The organism is Streptomyces sp. NPDC041129 (assembly GCF_055592265.1).
Window position 1 is genome coordinate 274433 of the sequence record NZ_JBVIYV010000004.1, and the last position, 15092, is coordinate 289524.

The 15092-nt window shown below is 73.6% G+C and carries 13 protein-coding genes; 5 read left to right on the forward strand and 8 right to left on the reverse strand.

Translation table 11 applies throughout. The features are described from left to right. Entirely contained in the window at nt 1–1620 is a 1620-nt protein-coding gene (locus tag ACZ6B1_RS16870; RefSeq protein ID WP_468779039.1) for a hypothetical protein, read from the reverse strand. A 200-nt stretch (nt 1621–1820) separates the two neighbouring features. After that, nucleotides 1821–3206, reverse strand: coding sequence for a transcriptional regulator (locus tag ACZ6B1_RS16875; protein WP_468779041.1), 1386 nt, complete (start codon nt 3204–3206; stop codon nt 1821–1823). A gap of 275 nt (nt 3207–3481) precedes the next feature. Between ACZ6B1_RS16875 and ACZ6B1_RS16880 the strand changes: the two genes are divergently transcribed. The 3 genes from ACZ6B1_RS16880 (at nt 3482) to ACZ6B1_RS16890 (ending at nt 6571) form a co-directional block, all read left to right on the forward strand. After that, a complete protein-coding gene (locus ACZ6B1_RS16880) occupies nt 3482–4144 on the forward strand; it encodes a bifunctional DNA primase/polymerase (protein WP_468779043.1) in 663 nt (220 codons plus the stop codon). A gap of 64 nt (nt 4145–4208) precedes the next feature. Beyond that, complete coding sequence (locus ACZ6B1_RS16885) at nt 4209–4985, forward strand: ABC transporter ATP-binding protein (RefSeq protein ID WP_468779045.1); 777 nt, start codon at nt 4209–4211, stop codon at nt 4983–4985. Then, nucleotides 4982–6571 (forward strand): transporter, encoded by a 1590-nt coding sequence (locus tag ACZ6B1_RS16890; RefSeq protein WP_468779047.1) that lies wholly within the window; start codon nt 4982–4984, stop codon nt 6569–6571. Before ACZ6B1_RS16885 ends, ACZ6B1_RS16890 begins: the two co-directional genes overlap by 4 nt. Nucleotides 6572–6583: 12 nt before the next feature. On the opposite strand, the gene ACZ6B1_RS16895 is transcribed toward ACZ6B1_RS16890, so the two are convergent. Together ACZ6B1_RS16895 and ACZ6B1_RS16900 are read right to left on the reverse strand one after the other, a co-directional pair. Beyond that, on the reverse strand, nt 6584–7444 hold the full coding sequence (locus tag ACZ6B1_RS16895; RefSeq protein ID WP_468779049.1) for an alpha/beta fold hydrolase: 861 nt from the start codon (nt 7442–7444) through the stop codon (nt 6584–6586). 303 nt (nt 7445–7747) lie between these two features. Next, nucleotides 7748–8440 carry a metal-dependent transcriptional regulator gene (locus ACZ6B1_RS16900; RefSeq protein ID WP_020940714.1) on the reverse strand — a complete coding sequence of 231 codons (693 nt, stop codon included), beginning with the start codon at nt 8438–8440 and terminating at the stop codon, nt 7748–7750. Nucleotides 8441–8677: 237 nt separating this feature from the next. Between ACZ6B1_RS16900 and ACZ6B1_RS16905 the strand changes: the two genes are divergently transcribed. After that, on the forward strand, nt 8678–9439 hold the full coding sequence (locus ACZ6B1_RS16905; protein ID WP_468779051.1) for an SIS domain-containing protein: 762 nt from the start codon (nt 8678–8680) through the stop codon (nt 9437–9439). 15 nt (nt 9440–9454) lie between these two features. On the opposite strand, the gene ACZ6B1_RS16910 is transcribed toward ACZ6B1_RS16905, so the two are convergent. From ACZ6B1_RS16910 to pdxH, 3 genes are all read right to left on the reverse strand, one after another. After that, nucleotides 9455–10900, reverse strand: coding sequence for a PAS domain-containing protein (locus ACZ6B1_RS16910; RefSeq protein ID WP_468779053.1), 1446 nt, complete (start codon nt 10898–10900; stop codon nt 9455–9457). 114 nt (nt 10901–11014) lie between these two features. Next, the gene (locus ACZ6B1_RS16915) at nt 11015–11470 is read right to left on the reverse strand and encodes a GNAT family N-acetyltransferase (protein WP_468779055.1); all 456 of its coding nucleotides are present in this window, start codon (nt 11468–11470) and stop codon (nt 11015–11017) included. Nucleotides 11471–11825: 355 nt separating this feature from the next. Further along, complete coding sequence (pdxH, locus tag ACZ6B1_RS16920; RefSeq protein ID WP_468779057.1) at nt 11826–12512, reverse strand: pyridoxamine 5'-phosphate oxidase; 687 nt, start codon at nt 12510–12512, stop codon at nt 11826–11828. A 165-nt stretch (nt 12513–12677) separates the two neighbouring features. Between pdxH and ACZ6B1_RS16925 the strand changes: the two genes are divergently transcribed. Next, on the forward strand, nt 12678–13778 hold the full coding sequence (locus ACZ6B1_RS16925; RefSeq protein ID WP_468779059.1) for a citrate synthase 2: 1101 nt from the start codon (nt 12678–12680) through the stop codon (nt 13776–13778). A 66-nt stretch (nt 13779–13844) separates the two neighbouring features. Here the strand turns inward: ACZ6B1_RS16925 and ACZ6B1_RS16930 are convergent, their stop codons facing one another. Then, nucleotides 13845–14876, reverse strand: a complete 1032-nt coding sequence (locus ACZ6B1_RS16930) for an isopenicillin N synthase family dioxygenase (protein WP_468779060.1) — start codon at nt 14874–14876, stop codon at nt 13845–13847. Between the last annotated feature and the right edge of the window lie 216 nt (nt 14877–15092).

Genomic DNA, 15092 nt, shown 5'->3' on the forward strand with positions numbered 1-15092 from the left:
TCAGAGCTGGGTCGGCTGGCGCTGGGTCAGCCCGTACTGCTTGGCGATGGTGTTCCACAGCGCCGCCGCCCTGACCTTCTGGGCGCTCGCGGTGCCGCTCTCCCGGTTGCCTGCCACGGTCTGGCCGGTGACCCGGGCGTGGCCCTTGTGGCAGCCCTTCCTGCCGCCGACCTGGTCGGCCCAGGCGGCGTAGTCGTTGTCGGCGGCGGCCGAGGCCTGCCAGGCCTTGGTGAGGGCGGCGGTCAGCTCGGCGTTGGCCGGCAGTTTGTCGACCGGGAGCTTGCCCAGCCGGGTCACCAGGCCGTTGCGCTGCTTGGCGGCGTTGCGCAGGTCGGTGGCGGCCTGGCCGAGGTTGTTGCACTGCTTGACGTTCGCCACCGCCTGGATCACCGAGGCCCGGCTGCTGCCGCTGTCGGCGAGCAGCTTGTCCAGGGCGATGGCCTGCTGTTCGGCCGGGTCGGCGGACTCGGCCGCCGAGGGCGAGCCCTGGGTGGCCGGGGCGGAGGCGGCGACGGGCTTGTTGTCGGTGCCCTCGTCCCCTCCCCCGCTGCTGAGCAGCGCGCCGGCGCCCACGCCGATCACCACGATGCCGACGCCGACCGCGGCGATCAGGGCCACCCGCGAGCGGCCCCCGCGCCCGTGGTCGTCGTCCATGGGCGGCTCGTACGAGGGCTGCGCCGGGCCGGGGTAGGCGTTCGGCTGCTGGACGCGCGGCATCTGCTGCGTGGCCCCGGCCGGGGCGGGACCGCCCGGCCCGCTGCGGAAGAGGTTGTCGAACTCGGCGGGCGGCTGCCGCTCACCGCCGTGCGCCTGGGCGGCGTAGGGCGGGATGTACTGCGTGGCGTCCGCGTCGGAGTGGGCGGCCGGCGCGGCCGGCTGCTGGGCCCGCCCGAGGTACCGGGTCTCCTCCCCGGCCGACTCGGGCGGCAGCGCGCCCGGCGTCACCGGCGGGATGTACTGGGTCGCGCCCTCGTCGGCGGAGGAACTCTGGGCGGGCGGTATGTGCGGTATGTACTGGGTGGCACCCTCGTTCGCGTGCGCCGCGGGGACCGGCGGTATGTACTGGGTCGCGCCGTCGGCGGCCGGGGGCAGCGGGGCGCCCTGCGCCGGGTACGCGTCCGGGACGGCTGGCGGCAGGGGCGCCGCGGGAGCGGGCTGCGCCGGGTACTGCTGGTAGGCGTCGGGCGTGCCGTAGCCGGGCTGCGGGGCCGCGCCGTACGGGGACTGCGGGCTCTCGCCGTAGGCGGGCCGGCCGTCGTACCGGGGCTGCGCGCCGTCCGGGCCGTAGCCCGGGGCCTGGCCGTACGCCTGCTCGTCGTACGACGGGGCGGGCGCGCCCTCGGGGGGCAGCGGGCCGGGGCCGCCGGCGGGCTGCTGCCGCTGTTCCGGGGTGCCCCACTGCTGGGCGGCCGAGGGCTGCCAGCCCTGGTCGTGCTGGTGCTGCGGCTGCTGCCGGTCGGGGCCCCAGGCGCCGCCCCAGGCCTGGCCGCCCGCGGGCGCCGCCGGGGCGGGGGTGCCCGTCATGCCCGGAAGCAGGGGCTCACCTCCGTCGGAGGGCAGCACGATGCCTTCGTGCGCGGGCCGCGCCGAGGGCTCCTCGCCCTGTCCACTCTGCGTCACCGGGACTCCTACGAATGGGGGACCTTCGGAATCGTCGGCTCACGCTACCGGGTCCCCGGAGCCGGGTGCCACGCAGCTCAGGACGCGATCTTCTTCCCTGTGACAGCGGTAACAAAACCGCCCCGCGGCACGCTGTATATGGCAACCGTCCTGCGTCCCGGTGCCGTTCGCCGTGCGTTCACGTGTCGCGGGGCTGCCGTTCAGGCGGCGGGCTGGAGGTCGAGGCGGGCCCCGAACTCCCTGACCACCGCCTCGTCCCGGAAGGGTTCCAGGCGCTGCTGCAGGTCCTCCAGGTACTCGGCGCCCCGGTTGGAGCGGAGCGTCTCCAGCAGTTCCACCGCCTTCAGGCCGGTGACGCAGGCCTGCTCGATCTCGCGCTGCTGCACCTGGGCCGTGGCGAGCAGCACATAGCCGATGGCGCGGCGCCGGGCCCGGGTCTCCGGGTGGCCGGCCAGCGACTGCTCGGCGTACCGGGCCGCCGCCTCGGCCTGGCCGAGATCGCGGTGGCAGTGCGCCAGCTCGTCGGCCAGGTAGGCCTCGTCGAAGTGCGCGATCCACGCCGGGTCGTCCCCGGAGGCCGCGTCCGCACGCTCCATCGAACCGACCGCCCGGCCCTCCGCCGCCTGTGCCGCGCGCGTGTCACCGAGCAGGGCGTGCCCGCGCGCCTCGGCAGCGTGGAACATCGCCTCCGCGCGCGGGGTCACCCGCCCGCGCGCCCCCTCCTGTGCCGCGCGGGCGAGCTGGGAGATCTCGCGCGGGTTACCGAGCTCCGCGGCCAGGTGGCTCATGGAGGCGGCGAGGACGTATCCGCCGTAGCCGCGGTCGCCGGCCGCCTGGGCCAGCCGCAGGGACTGGATGTAGTAGCGCTGGGCCAGGCCGGGCTGCCCGGTGTCGACCGCCATGTAGCCGGCCAGCTCGGTGAGCCGGGCCACGGTCGCGAAGAGCTCCCGCCCGACCGCCTCCCGGTACGACCCGGCGAGCAGTCCGGAGACGACGCTGTTGAGGTAGTGCACGACCACCGGGCGCACGTGCCCGCTGCCGTACTGGTGGTCGAGGTCCGTCAGCGCCTGGGTCATCGACCGCACGGCCGCCACGTCGGACAGGCCCACGCGCGGGCCCGCCTGCCGGGACACCTGGGCGTCCGGCGCCGAGATCAGCCAGTCACGGCTGGGCTCGACCAGCGCGGAGGCGGCGACGGAGGAGCCGGACAGGAAGTCCCGCCGGCCCACGTCGCTGCGCCACAGCTCGCAGACCTGCTCGATGGCCCCCAGTACCGTCGGCGAGAACTGGAGACCGACCCCCGAGGCGAGGTTCTTGCCGTTGGCCATGCCGATCTCGTCGATCGTGACCGTACGGCCGAGCTTGCGCCCGAGTGCCTCGGCGATGATCGCCGGGGCCCGGCCCCGTGGCTGCTGGCCGCGCAGCCAGCGGGCCACGGACGTCTTGTCGTAGCGCAGGTCGAGACCGTGCTCGGCGCCGCACATGTTGACCCGCCGGGCCAGCCCGGCGTTGGAACACCCCGCTTCCTGGATGAGTGCCTGCAGCCGTTCGTTCGGCTGCCTCGCCACGAGAGGCCTTGCGGCCATGCGCTACCCCCTGCGAACCCCTGGAGCGTGAAGATCCGGCCGGAGGGTTCCGGCCGAGAAGATCACTGCCCACCTGACATACCGTCAATGCGTGACATGTGCGGTTTGCCGGGGTAAAGGCAGATGCCACCCCCTCTCTGGCTACCCAGCTCCCACCCCGGTTCCTCCCGCGCGCCCCCACCCGTGCACCCATGCGCCCCAAATGCGAGGAGGATGCTCCTCCCCCGCGCGCGTTCCGGCCGTAACCCGAGGTGAGCGCGGGAGTTGAGTGGAGCGTGGAAGAGACGATCGCGGGCACCAAAGCCGCCCAGATTCCGCAGCAGCGCGGGCAGTCGCTGCTGGAAACCGCCGTACGCTACGCCGAGGAGCGGCACTGGGACGTGTTCCCGGGCACCTGGCTGGAACCCGTCGACGGAGTGCAGCGCTGCTCGTGCGGCGATGCCTCCTGCCCCGCGCCGGGTGCGCACCCCGCGCGCCCCGACTGGGCGGCCCAGGCGACCGGCAGCGCGAGCGCGGCCCGGCGGATGTGGCAGAAGCAGCCGGCGGCGTCGATCCTGCTGCCCACGGGGCTCACCTTCGACGCGGTGTCCGTCCCGGAGAGCGCCGGGTTCCTGGCGCTGGCCCGGATGCAGCGGATGGAGCTGCCCCTCGGGCCGGTGGCGCTGACCCCGGACCGGCGGATGCAGTTCTTCGTGCTGCCGGGGGCGACCGTCAAAGTCCCCGACCTGGTGCGGAAGCTGGGCTGGTCGCCGGCCTCGCTGGATCTGGTGGCGCTGGGCGAGGGGAGCTACGTCGCCGCTCCCCCGACCCGGTTCGGCTCCCGGGGTGCCGTGCAGTGGGCCTGCCGGCCGACCCCCGCGAACCGGTGGCTGCCGGACGCCGAGGAGCTGATCCCGCCGCTGGCCTACGCGTGCGGCCGGGACCGCCGGGACCGCTGACGCCCCACGCGGCGGGCCCGGTCCCGCATTCCTGGGGGGACCGGGAGCGCCGTAGCCTTCCTGCATGACCGAAGCTGCGGTGTGTGTACGGGGGCTGTGGAAGCGATTCGGGCAGCAGGTTGCCGTCGGGGGCATCGATCTCGACCTGCCCGCCGGGAAGTTCGTCGGGCTGGTCGGGCCGAACGGCGCCGGGAAGACCACCACCCTGTCCATGGTGACCGGGCTGCTGCGCCCCGATCAGGGGTCCGTCGAGGTCGTCGGGCACGACGTGTGGCGCGACCCGGTGGCCGTCAAGGCGCGGATCGGCGTACTGCCCGAGGGGCTGCGGCTGTTCGAGCGGCTGTCGGGGCGCGAGCTGCTCGGGTACTCGGGGCGGCTGCGGGGGCTGCCCGGCGCCGAGGCCGACAAGCGGGCGGCGCAACTGCTGGACGTGCTCGATCTCGCCGGGGCGCAGCACAAGCTCGTCGTCGACTACTCGACCGGCATGCGCAAGAAGATCGGTCTCGCGGCCGCTCTCCTCCACAATCCCGAGGTCGTCTTCCTCGACGAGCCGTTCGAGGGCGTCGACCCGGTGTCCGCGCAGACGATCCGGGGCGTGCTCGAGCGGTACACGGCCTCGGGCGCCACCGTCGTGTTCTCCTCCCATGTCATGGAGCTGGTCGAGTCGTTGTGCGACTGGGTGGCCGTCATGGCGGCCGGCCGCATCCGCGCCACCGGGACGCTGGCCGAGGTGCGCGGGGAACACCCCACGCTGCAGGCGGCCTTCCTGGAGCTGGTGGGGGCGCGCGGCCGGGACTCCGCCTCCCGGCTGGACTGGCTGGGCGGTGGGGCGGCCCGATGACCAGCACCACCTCCGTCGTAGTGAGGCTGAAGCTGTCGCTGCTGCGCAACGGGCTACGGCAGTCGGCGGGTCGGCGGGCCGCGTTCGTCGCCTCGGCCGTCGTCGCGCTGCTGTTCGCCCTGCTGCAACTGCTGGGCCTGCTCGCGCTGCGCGGACACGCGCACGCCGAGGCCGTCGCCGTGCCCGGCACCGCCGTGCTGGCGCTCGGCTGGGCCGTGATGCCGCTGTTCTTCCCGGGCGGTGACGAGACCCTGGACCCCACCAGGCTGGTGATGCTGCCGCTGCGGCCGGGCCCCCTGGTGCGGGCCCTGCTGGCCGCCTCACTGGTCGGGATCGGGCCGCTGTTCACGCTGCTGGTCCTGGCCGGATGCGCGCTGTCGGTGGCGCACGGCACCGCCGGGTACGTCGCCGCGGTGATCGCCGTCGCCCTCGCGCTGCTGGTCTGCGTGGCGCTCGCCCGGGCCGTCGCCGCCGCCAACGTACGGCTGCTGACCAGCAGGAAGGGCCGTGACCTGGCCGTCCTCAGCGGGCTGGTGATCGCTGTCGGGGCCCAGCTCGTCAACTTCGGCGCGCAGCGCCTGGGTTCGGCCGGGCTCGGGCCGCTGCGGCCGGCCGCGGACGTGCTGTCCTGGGTGCCGCCGGCCTCCGCGGTGGGCGCGGTGCGCTCGGCGAGTGAGGGGTCGTACGGTGTCGCGGGCGGTCAACTGCTGCTGTCACTGGCGGCTTCGGCGCTGCTGGTCGCCGTGTGGGCGCGGAGCCTGAACCGGCTGATGACCGCGCCGGACGGGTCCACTCTGCAGGACCAGGACGCCGGAGCCGGGGACCGCGCCTCCTCGGGCGGGCTCGGCCGGCTGCTGCCCGGCGGGCGCACGGGCCCGGTCATGGAGCGCACCCTGCGCTACATCTGGCGCGACCCGAAGACCAAGTCGGCCTGGGTGACCTCGCTGGCCATCGGGCTGATCGTGCCGGTCTTCAACGCCGTCCAGGGCACCGGTTCGATCTACTTCGCGTGCTTCGCCGCCGGGATGCTCGGCATCCAGATGTACAACCAGTTCGGCCAGGACACCTCGGCGTTCTGGATGGTGGCCATGACGATCTCCTCGCCGCGCGACGCCTACGCCGAACTGCGCGGGCGGGCACTGGCCCTGCTGGTGATCACCCTGCCGTACGCCGCGCTCGTCACCGTGCTGACCACCGCGCTGCTGGGCGCCTGGGACCGGCTGCCCGAGGTGCTGGGCCTGTCCCTTGCCCTGCTCGGGGCCATGCTGGCCACCGGCGCCTGGACCTCGGCCGGCTTCCCGTACTCCATCCCGCAGGAGGGCCACAAGAACGTGGCACCCGGCCAGGCCGGGCTCGCCTGGATCTCCGTCTTCGGCGGCATGGTCGCCTCCGCCCTCCTCTGCTCCCCCGTCATCGCGGTGACGATCTGGCTGAACGTCAGCGCGGGCGGGGACGCGCGGAGCTGGGTACTGCTGCCGCTGGGGGCGACGTACGGAGCGGGGATCGCCCTCGGGGGCCTGAGGCTGGCCGCGCCGCGTACGGCGGCCCGCCTGCCGGAGATCCTGACGGCGGTGAGCAAGGGGTGACCTGAGGGGGGTTCAGCCCGCCGCGAGGCGCTCGAGGAAGGGTTCGACGGCCGCTCGCCAGGCCACCGGCTGGTCGTAGTGGACGAGGTGGCCGGCGTCGGCGACCTCCGCGTACTCGCCGAGCGGCAGCACCCGTACCATCTCCTGCGCCTCGGCCCGGCCCAGCTCTCCGTCCAGCCCGCGCACGACGAGCGTGGGGCAGCGCACCTGGGCCAGCTCCTCCCAGTGGGCGTCGTACACCCAGCTCTCCCGGGTGCGGAGCATCTGGTCGGGTTCGAAGACGGGGCGCCAGCCGTCGGCGGACTCGTGCATCACCTCGGCGTAGAACTCGCCGCGCGAGGGATTGGGCCGCTCCACCCAGGGATCGTCCTCGCCGAACCACTTGCGGACGTCGGCGAGGGTGGCGAAGGGGACGGGCCAGGAGCGGAACCACTCGGCCCACTCCCGCTGCGAGGCCGCACCGAGCGCGGAGGCCCGCATGTCGCAGACGACGAGGCCGCGCACCAGGTCCGGGCGCCGCGCGGCGAGCTGCCAGGCGGTCAGGGCGCCCATGGCGTGGCCGACCAGGACGGCGGGGCCGAGGCCGAGCTGTTCCAGGGCCGCCTCGGCGTCGTCGACGTAGGCCTCCCGGCCGTACGCGGCCTGCGGGTGCTTGTCGCTGCGGCCGTGGCCGCGCTGGTCGAGGGCGACCGCGCGGTAGCGTTCGGCGAGCCAGCGGGCGGTGGACGCCCAGTGCGAGGCGCGGCCCATCAGGCCGTGCAGTAACAGCACGCCCGGGGCTCCCGGCTCCGCCTCCGGTTTCGGAGGGTCGGCATACTCCCAGGCGGCCAGGCTCACCCCGCCCGTCCCCATCACGTCGATACGCCGTGCCATCGGCCTGGTACCCCCCAGCTCCGCCTGCCTCGTACCGGTGTACTGCCGTTCTCGCCGTCCGTCGTTCCTGCCGCCGCAGACTATCGAATGCCTTTTCGAAAATACTGCCTCTGCTAGCAACACCCCTCATTCGAGTGACGCCTCCCGAGGAATGATCGCCGCCGCCGAGGGGATCTTTCTGGCGGGAGGCGGACCACTCGGGGAAAAGCGGTCCGAGGGGAATGACCCTGAGAGCTCGGGGCTCCGGGTCAGCAACAGGGGAGGACAGGCCCCGGTGCCGAAAGGCGCCGGGGCCCTCCCATGTCAGCGCTTGGCGACGAACACGTGCGAGGCGACGTCCGCCTCCAGCTCGGCCGCCTCACCGCCACTGCCGACGAGCACACCGCCCGCCGACTCCGTCACGCTCACCACCGAACCGGGCTGCACGCCCGCCCGGCGCAGCGTGTACATGAGCTGCGCGTCCGTCTGGATCGGCTCGCCGATACGCCGGACCACGACCGTCTTGCCGTCCGTCCCCGCGTCCAGGTCGGCCAGCGACACCATGCCCTCGTCCAGGAACGGGTCGGCCCCGTCCTTCTCGCCCAGCTCCTCCAGGCCCGGGATCGGGTTGCCGTACGGCGACTCGGTGGGGTGCCGCAGCAACTCGAGCACCCGGCGCTCCACGGCCTCGCTCATCACGTGCTCCCAGCGGCACGCCTCCGCGTGCACCTGCTCCCACTCCAGGCCGATCACGTCGACCAGGAGACACTCCGCGAGCCGGTGCTTGCGCATCACGCGCGTGGCCAGCCGGCGCCCCTCGTCCGTGAGCTCCAGATGCCGGTCGCTGGCCACGGACACCAGACCGTCGCGCTCCATGCGTGCCACGGTCTGGCTCACCGTCGGCCCGCTCTGGTCCAGCCGCTCCGCGATGCGGGCGCGCATGGGGACGACGCCTTCCTCTTCCAGCTCGAGGATGGTGCGGAGATACATCTCCGTGGTGTCGATCAGTCCGGACATACGTGCCCCTCGATTACCTCTGCCGGAACCTGCCCGGCGCGTGCGCTGGCCCTGACCTCAATTCTGCCGGATACCACCGACAACCGTGCCGCACCAACCAAACGAACAGCACCCGTCACGGGACCGGGCGGCCCCCGTCGGCCACCAGTACCCCCCACAACCCCCCGCCCGTATTGACACCGCACTGGTCCAGACCGCACGGTGATCCGCGACACAGACGCTGCGAAGGGGCACCGCATGAGCGACGGCACACCCGCCGACCTGTTCTTCGACGCCGCCATCGGCCTGCTGCAACGAGTCCGCGAGGAGGAGTCCGGGGCGATCACCGCCGCGGCCACCCTGCTCGCCGACACCGTGGCGTCCGGCGGCCGCCTCTTCGCGTTCGGTGCCGGCCACTCGTCGCTGGCCGCCCAGGACGTCGTCTACCGGGCCGGCGGACTCGCGCTCATGAACCTGCTCACCGTCCCCGGAGTCGTCGGCGTCGACGTCACCCCGGCCACCCTCGGCTCCGCCCTGGAACGCGTCGGCGGACTCGCGAGCGCCGTCCTGGACACGTCCCCCCTCCGCTCCGGCGACGCCCTCGTGATCATCTCCCTCTCCGGCCGCAACGCCCTGCCCGTGGAGATGGCCACAGGCGCCCGCGCCCGCGGCGTGAAGGTCATCGGCGTCACCTCGGTCGCGTACGCCTCGGAGACCACCTCCCGGCACACCTCCGGCACCTTCCTGAAGGACCACTGCGACATCGTCCTGGACTCGAAGATCACGGTCGGCGACGCGGAACTCACCCTCGACACCATCCCGGCGCCCTTCGCCCCGGCCTCGACCGTGGTCACCACCGCCCTGATGCAGGCCGTCGTCGCCACCGCCGCCGCCACCCTCGCCGACCGCGGCATCGAACCCCCGCTGCTGCGCTCCGGCAACGTCGACGGCGGCCACGACTGGAACGCCCGGGTCATGACGGAGTACGGCGACCGCATCTTCTACTTCTACCGGCACTGACACCGGGCCACCGGCCTACTCCGCCGCCCGGGGCGCCCGCACCGCGCAGGCGAGATCCAGCGCCGCCCCCACCCGCGCCGCCACGTCCTCCGCGTAGGCCGCGTCCGACCGCTCGAAGCGGCTCCGGGCGGCCCCGCGCAGGAAGGTGACCACGCCCAGCGTCCGGCCCCGGCTGCGCAGCACCGCGCACAGCGCGTGCACCGCGTCCTCGGGCCACTGCCGGGCCAGCGCCCAGTCCCGCGCCCGCTCGGCCGGCACCGGCCCCGCGTCCGCGCGCACGGTGCCGGCCCGCTCGACGCACTGCAGCGCCGGATGACCCTCCTCGTAGCGCAGCGGCAGCCCGGCCGCGCCCGAGACCAGGCTCGGGCCGGGCGCCCCGGCGGGTGACGCGGCGAGCCGCACCAGCCGTACCGGAGCCGAGTCGTCGCCCTCCGCGCGCGGAGCGCCCGCCAGGCGGTCGAGCAGCGCGTGGTCGGCGAAACCGGCGAGCGCGAAGTCGAGATGGACGGTGGCCGCCTCTTCCGGGTCCTCGCACTCCGCGGCCGCCCGGGCGGCCCGGTGGAGCTGGTTGGTGCGGAAGCGCAGCAGGGACGCCTCCTGCTCGCCCTGCTTGGCCTCGGTGACGTCCAGGAAGAGCCAGCCCACGCCGAGCGGCACCGGTTCCTCCGCGAGCGGCGAGGCCAGCCGCACGAAGCCGCTGCGCCAGCAGCGCCGCCGCTCGCCCTCGGGCCCGCGCACCGTCACCCACATCTCGGCGGGCGCGGGCGGCGCGCCCTCGGCCAGCACATGGGTGAGGGCGCTCTCCAGCTCCTCCACCCCCTGCGCGAGCAGCTCGCCCAGCGGCCGCCCGAGCGCCGACGTCCGACCGATACCCAGGGCCCGCGCCGCGTGCCCGTTGACGACGGCCGGCCGCAGATCGGCGTCCACGAGGACCACACCCCAGGACGCGTCGTCGAACAGCGCCTCGCTCAGCGCGATCGACCGCTCCAGGTCGATCTGCGCGTGCACCTCGCTGAAGGCGCAGTACACCCCCGCCGGCTTCCCGTCCGGCCCGCGCACGGCGGCGGACTGCGTCCGCACGAGCACCCGCCCACCGCCCTTGGTCACCAGCGCGAACTCGTGCACCTGCCGGCCGGGCGCGTGCATGGCCGACATCAGGCGCTCCTGGACCTCCTCGGCGTCCGCGCTGCGCACCGCCCAGCCGGCGAACCCGTGCCGCCCGACCGCCTCGGCCACCGTCCAGCCCAGGATGCGCTCCGCCTCGCGGTTCCAGTGCGTCACCACCCCGTCGGCGTCGAAGGCGCACAGGGCCGCGTCCATGCCGTCCAGCAGCGCGGCGAGCAGATCGGAGCCGCCGGACTCCTCAGGGCAGTCGGCACCGTCCGGCCCGTCCGGGCCGCCCCGCTCGGGCTCGTCGGGCCCCAGCTCGTCGGTGGTCCCACTCCGCCGGGAAGCACTCACCTGGACCCCCTGAGACGCTGCGTCCGCGCACGCACGGCGCTCGGTTCGCTCATTGGCCTTCATTCAACTCGAACGTGACGCAGCCCACATCCTGTTCCCGCAAGATTGCCGCAATCATTGCCCGGCCGGTGCCGCGAGCCGCAGGTCGACCCACTCGTCGTCCTCCCCGTCGAGCACATACCGGTCGACCTCCACGAACCCGTGCCGCCCGGCGAACCGCAGCCCGTCCTCGTTCACCGCCAGCACGCACGTCTCGACGACCTGCGCCCCCAGCCCGCGCGCGTGCGCCAGCCCGTCCTCGTAGATCACCGTCCCGAAACCACGCCGCCGGAATCCGGGCAGCACCCGCGCGATCACGGTCGCCACCGCCTCGTCCCCGGTCGGCGGCCGAACGGTGGAACACCCGACCAGCTCCTCCCCGAGATAGGCGTTCACCAGGCGATACCGCCCCACCCGCGTCCGTGCGCCCGCGCGGGACATGGCAGCGGGCGGCACCACCACGTTGTGCACGTACCGCCACTGCTCGAGCATGCCGTCGCCGTCCACGGCCCGAATCCGAAGATCACCCATGCCCGGCAAGCTAGGGGCATCCCCCGGGCCCGTCCACCGCATTCGGCCCGCCTGCCGAGGTCCGCGGAAAATCCCTTGAGCATCCTCGGATCGCTTCTTAGGGTGTCGGTTACACGAGAAGGGAGGTGGTTCGGCAGATGTATGAATACCGGACGCGTGAGGTGGCTGCGGGCTAGCGGTCCGCCACCACACCGAGTGCGGTGCCGGACCAGCGCGTGACAGACGCGTGCAGCCGGCCCCAATCCCAAGCAGTCACCCGACCCGCGAGCTCGCCGGTACGTCCGGCCGGCTTCGCCGCCGTCAGGCGGTGGAACCGAGCTCGCGGGTCGTCTGCGTTCTCCGGCCCCGGGCGGGCTCAGGGGCTCAGGCGTTCCAGGGTCCAGGAGCCGTCGGGGCGGCAGGTGTAGCGCAGGCGGTCGTGGAGGCGGTTCTCGCGGCCCTGCCAGAACTCGACCGTCTCCGGGGCGATCCGGAAGCCGCCCCAGTGCGGCGGGACCGGGATCTCCTCGTCCTCCGGAAAGCGCGCGTCCAGCTCGGCGTAGGCCGCTTCCAGTTCGGCGCGGGAGGCGATCACGGAGGACTGGGCGCTGGCCCAGGCGCCCAGCCGGGACCCGCGCGGGCGGGTCCGGAAGTAGGCGGTGGTCTCCTCGCGGCCGGTGCGGCGGGCGACGCCGGTGACGATGACCTGGCGGGCGATCGGGTGCCAGGGGAAGAGCAGCGAGACGTAGGGACTGGCGGCGAGTTCGCGGGCCTTGCGGGAGTCGTAGTTGGTGTAGAAGACGAAGCCGTCGGTGTCGAACTGCTTCATCAGGACCGTGCGGGAGCTGGGGCGGCCCGCCGCGTCCGCGGTGGAGACGACCATCGCGTTGGGTTCGTAGAGCGTGCCGTGCAGGGCCGCCCGCGCGGCGTCCTCGAACCAGCCGGTGAACTGGTCCATCGGGTGCGCCGGGAGATCCTTCTCGTCGAGGCCCGCGGCCCGGTACTGCTTGCGCATGGCGGCGGGGTCCAGCAGCGGGTCGGGGGTGGGTTCGCGGTCGGTCACGCGGTCATCCTGCCGTATCGAACGCGCGTGGCACTCAGTGTCGCGTGGGCTCCCCAACCGTGGCACTCGGGGTTATGGTGCAGGTTCCGCCGCGGTTTGGGTGACCACCGGCCGATCGGGGCATCACCGGGGTGACCGCCGCCGACATTCACGAGGAGCCGCCTGATGTCCGATTTCGTACCCGGACTCGAAGGGGTCGTCGCGTTCGAGACGGAGATCGCCGAACCCGACAAGGAAGGCGGTGCCCTGCGGTATCGGGGCGTCGACATCGAGGAGCTGGTCGGGCACGTCTCCTTCGGGAACGTGTGGGGTCTGCTGGTCGACGGCGCCTTCAATCCCGGGCTGCCGCCGGCCGAGCCGTTCCCGATCCCGGTGCACTCCGGTGACATCCGGGTGGACGTGCAGTCGGCGCTCGCTATGCTGGCCCCCGTCTGGGGTCTGAAACCGCTGCTGGACATCGACGTGGCGCAGGCCCGTGCGGACCTGGCGCGGGCCGCCGTGATGGCGCTGTCGTACGTCGCGCAGTCGGCGCGCGGGCAGGGGCTGCCGATGGTGCCGCAGCGGGAGATCGACAAGGCCGGCTCCGTGGTCGAGCGGTTCATGATCCGCTGGCGGGGCGAGCCGGACCCGAAACACGTGGCCGCCGTGGACGCCTACTGGACCTCGGCCGCCGAGCACGGCATGAACGCGTCCACCTTCACCGCCCGGGTCATCGCCTCCACGGGTGCGGACGTCGCGGCCGCGCTGTCGGGTGCGGTCGGCGCGATGTCCGGTCCGCTGCACGGCGGTGCGCCCTCGCGGGTGCTCGGGATGATCGAGGAGATCGAGCGCACCGGGGACGCGGAGGCGTACGTCAAGCAGGCCCTCGACCGCGGTGAGCGGCTGATGGGCTTCGGGCACCGGGTGTACCGCGCCGAGGACCCGCGCGCGCGGGTGCTGCGCCGTACCGCGCGGGAGCTGGGGGCGCCGAGGTTCGAGATCGCCGAGGCCCTGGAGAAGGCCGCGCTGGAGGAGCTGCACAACCGGCGGCCGGACCGGGTGCTGGCGACCAACGTGGAGTTCTGGGCGGCGATCATGCTGGACTTCGCCGAGGTGCCGGCGCACATGTTCACGTCGATGTTCACGTGCGCGCGGACGGCCGGCTGGTCGGCGCACATCCTGGAGCAGAAGCGGACGGGGCGGCTGGTGCGGCCGTCGGCGAAGTACGTGGGGCCGGGGTCGCGCAGCCCGCAGGACATCGACGGGTACGCGGACATCGCCCACTGAGGGAGCCGCAGAGGAGCGCGGGCGGTCGCACGTAGGTGCGGCCGCCCGCGGCACTTGCGGCGCCGGTCACGCCGGGGTCAGCAGGTCCCCGTGGTGCCGCTCCGCCGCCAGCGGGTGGGCCCTGAGCTTGCCCTTGAGCTCGTTGTAGCCGTACTCGGCGTACAGCGGGTTGGCCGGGTCGGTGGTGATTCCGGGGGCCGTGGGGGCGTGCGGGAAGGGCAGCGGCTCGACCCTGGCGTCCAGGCGGGGGTTGTAGAAGAACGGGACGGAGAAGCGTTCCGTCGCTCCGGGCGGGCTCACCACGCGGTGGTTGGTGGCGAGCAGGTAGCCGTTGGTCGCGACCTCGAGGAGTTCGCCCAGGTTGACGACGAAGGCGCCCTCGATCGGCGGCACGTCGTGGAAGCGGCCGTCCGCGCGCTGGACCTGGAGGCCGCCGACGGTGTCCTGCAGGAGCAGGGTGAGGAAGCCGTAGTCCTTGTGGGCGCCGACGCCCTGGTCGGTGCCGTCGCCGGCGCTGCCCGGGTAGCGGACGAGCTTGAGGTGCGGGTGGGCGTGCTCGCCGAAGACCGGGTCGTAGAAGTCGGCGGGGGCGCCGATGGCGGTCAGCAGTTCGCGCAGCAGGCGCTGGGCGACGGCGCTCAGCCGGTCGATCCAGGCGAGGGCGGCGGTGCGCAGTCCGGGGAGGGCGGCCGGCCACTGGTTGGGGCCCTGCAGCCACCAGTAGGGCGGTTCGCCGGGGCCGGGGACGTGGGCGGGGCGTTCGGCGCCTATGTCGAGCTGGTCGCGCCAGTCGCGGGCGCCGGCGGTGCGTTCGTCGCCGGTGCGGGTGTAGCCGCGGAAGTGCGGGGAGCCCACGTTGTCGAGGGCGAGCCGGTCGGCCTCGGGGAGGTCGAAGAAGGCGCGCATGGCGGTGAGCAGCGCGTCGGTCTCGGCCGGTGTCACGCCGTGTCCGACGAGCTGGAAGAAGCCGACGTCGTGGGCGGCGCTGTGCAGTTGGGCGTGGAGCAGGGCGCGGGCCTGGGGTCCGCGGTCGGCGGCCGAGAGGTCGATGATGGGGAGCTGGGCGTACGACGGGTTCGTCGCGGTGTGCGTCGTCATGGGGTGCGTCCGCTGGGTGTACGGGGCACGGGTGGCCGCCGGGGGTGTGGCGGCCCCCGGGTGCCGGAAAGAGGGAGGAAGCGCAGAGGGGGCTGGGTCAGGCGGAGAAGCGCCGACAGCCCATGCTCGTGACGCGCACGTAGTCCACGTGGCGGCGTCGGACGAGCATCGGAAGCATGGGGGCAAGGGTACTGCGGCTCGCTGGATGTGCCTGTG

What these genes read in the sequence shown, in the direction of transcription:
- ACZ6B1_RS16915 (WP_468779055.1), bottom strand. Translation starts at nt 11,470, where the DNA reads ATGGGTGATCTTCGGATTCGGGCCGTGGACGGCGACGGCATGCTCGAG.
- ACZ6B1_RS16900 (WP_020940714.1), bottom strand. Translation starts at nt 8,440, where the DNA reads ATGTCCGGACTGATCGACACCACGGAGATGTATCTCCGCACCATCCTC.
- ACZ6B1_RS16875 (WP_468779041.1), bottom strand. Translation starts at nt 3,206, where the DNA reads ATGGCCGCAAGGCCTCTCGTGGCGAGGCAGCCGAACGAACGGCTGCAG.
- ACZ6B1_RS16895 (WP_468779049.1), bottom strand. Translation starts at nt 7,444, where the DNA reads ATGGCACGGCGTATCGACGTGATGGGGACGGGCGGGGTGAGCCTGGCC.
- ACZ6B1_RS16890 (WP_468779047.1), top strand. Translation starts at nt 4,982, where the DNA reads ATGACCAGCACCACCTCCGTCGTAGTGAGGCTGAAGCTGTCGCTGCTG.
- ACZ6B1_RS16885 (WP_468779045.1), top strand. Translation starts at nt 4,209, where the DNA reads ATGACCGAAGCTGCGGTGTGTGTACGGGGGCTGTGGAAGCGATTCGGG.
- ACZ6B1_RS16905 (WP_468779051.1), top strand. Translation starts at nt 8,678, where the DNA reads ATGAGCGACGGCACACCCGCCGACCTGTTCTTCGACGCCGCCATCGGC.
- ACZ6B1_RS16930 (WP_468779060.1), bottom strand. Translation starts at nt 14,876, where the DNA reads ATGACGACGCACACCGCGACGAACCCGTCGTACGCCCAGCTCCCCATC.
- ACZ6B1_RS16925 (WP_468779059.1), top strand. Translation starts at nt 12,678, where the DNA reads ATGTCCGATTTCGTACCCGGACTCGAAGGGGTCGTCGCGTTCGAGACG.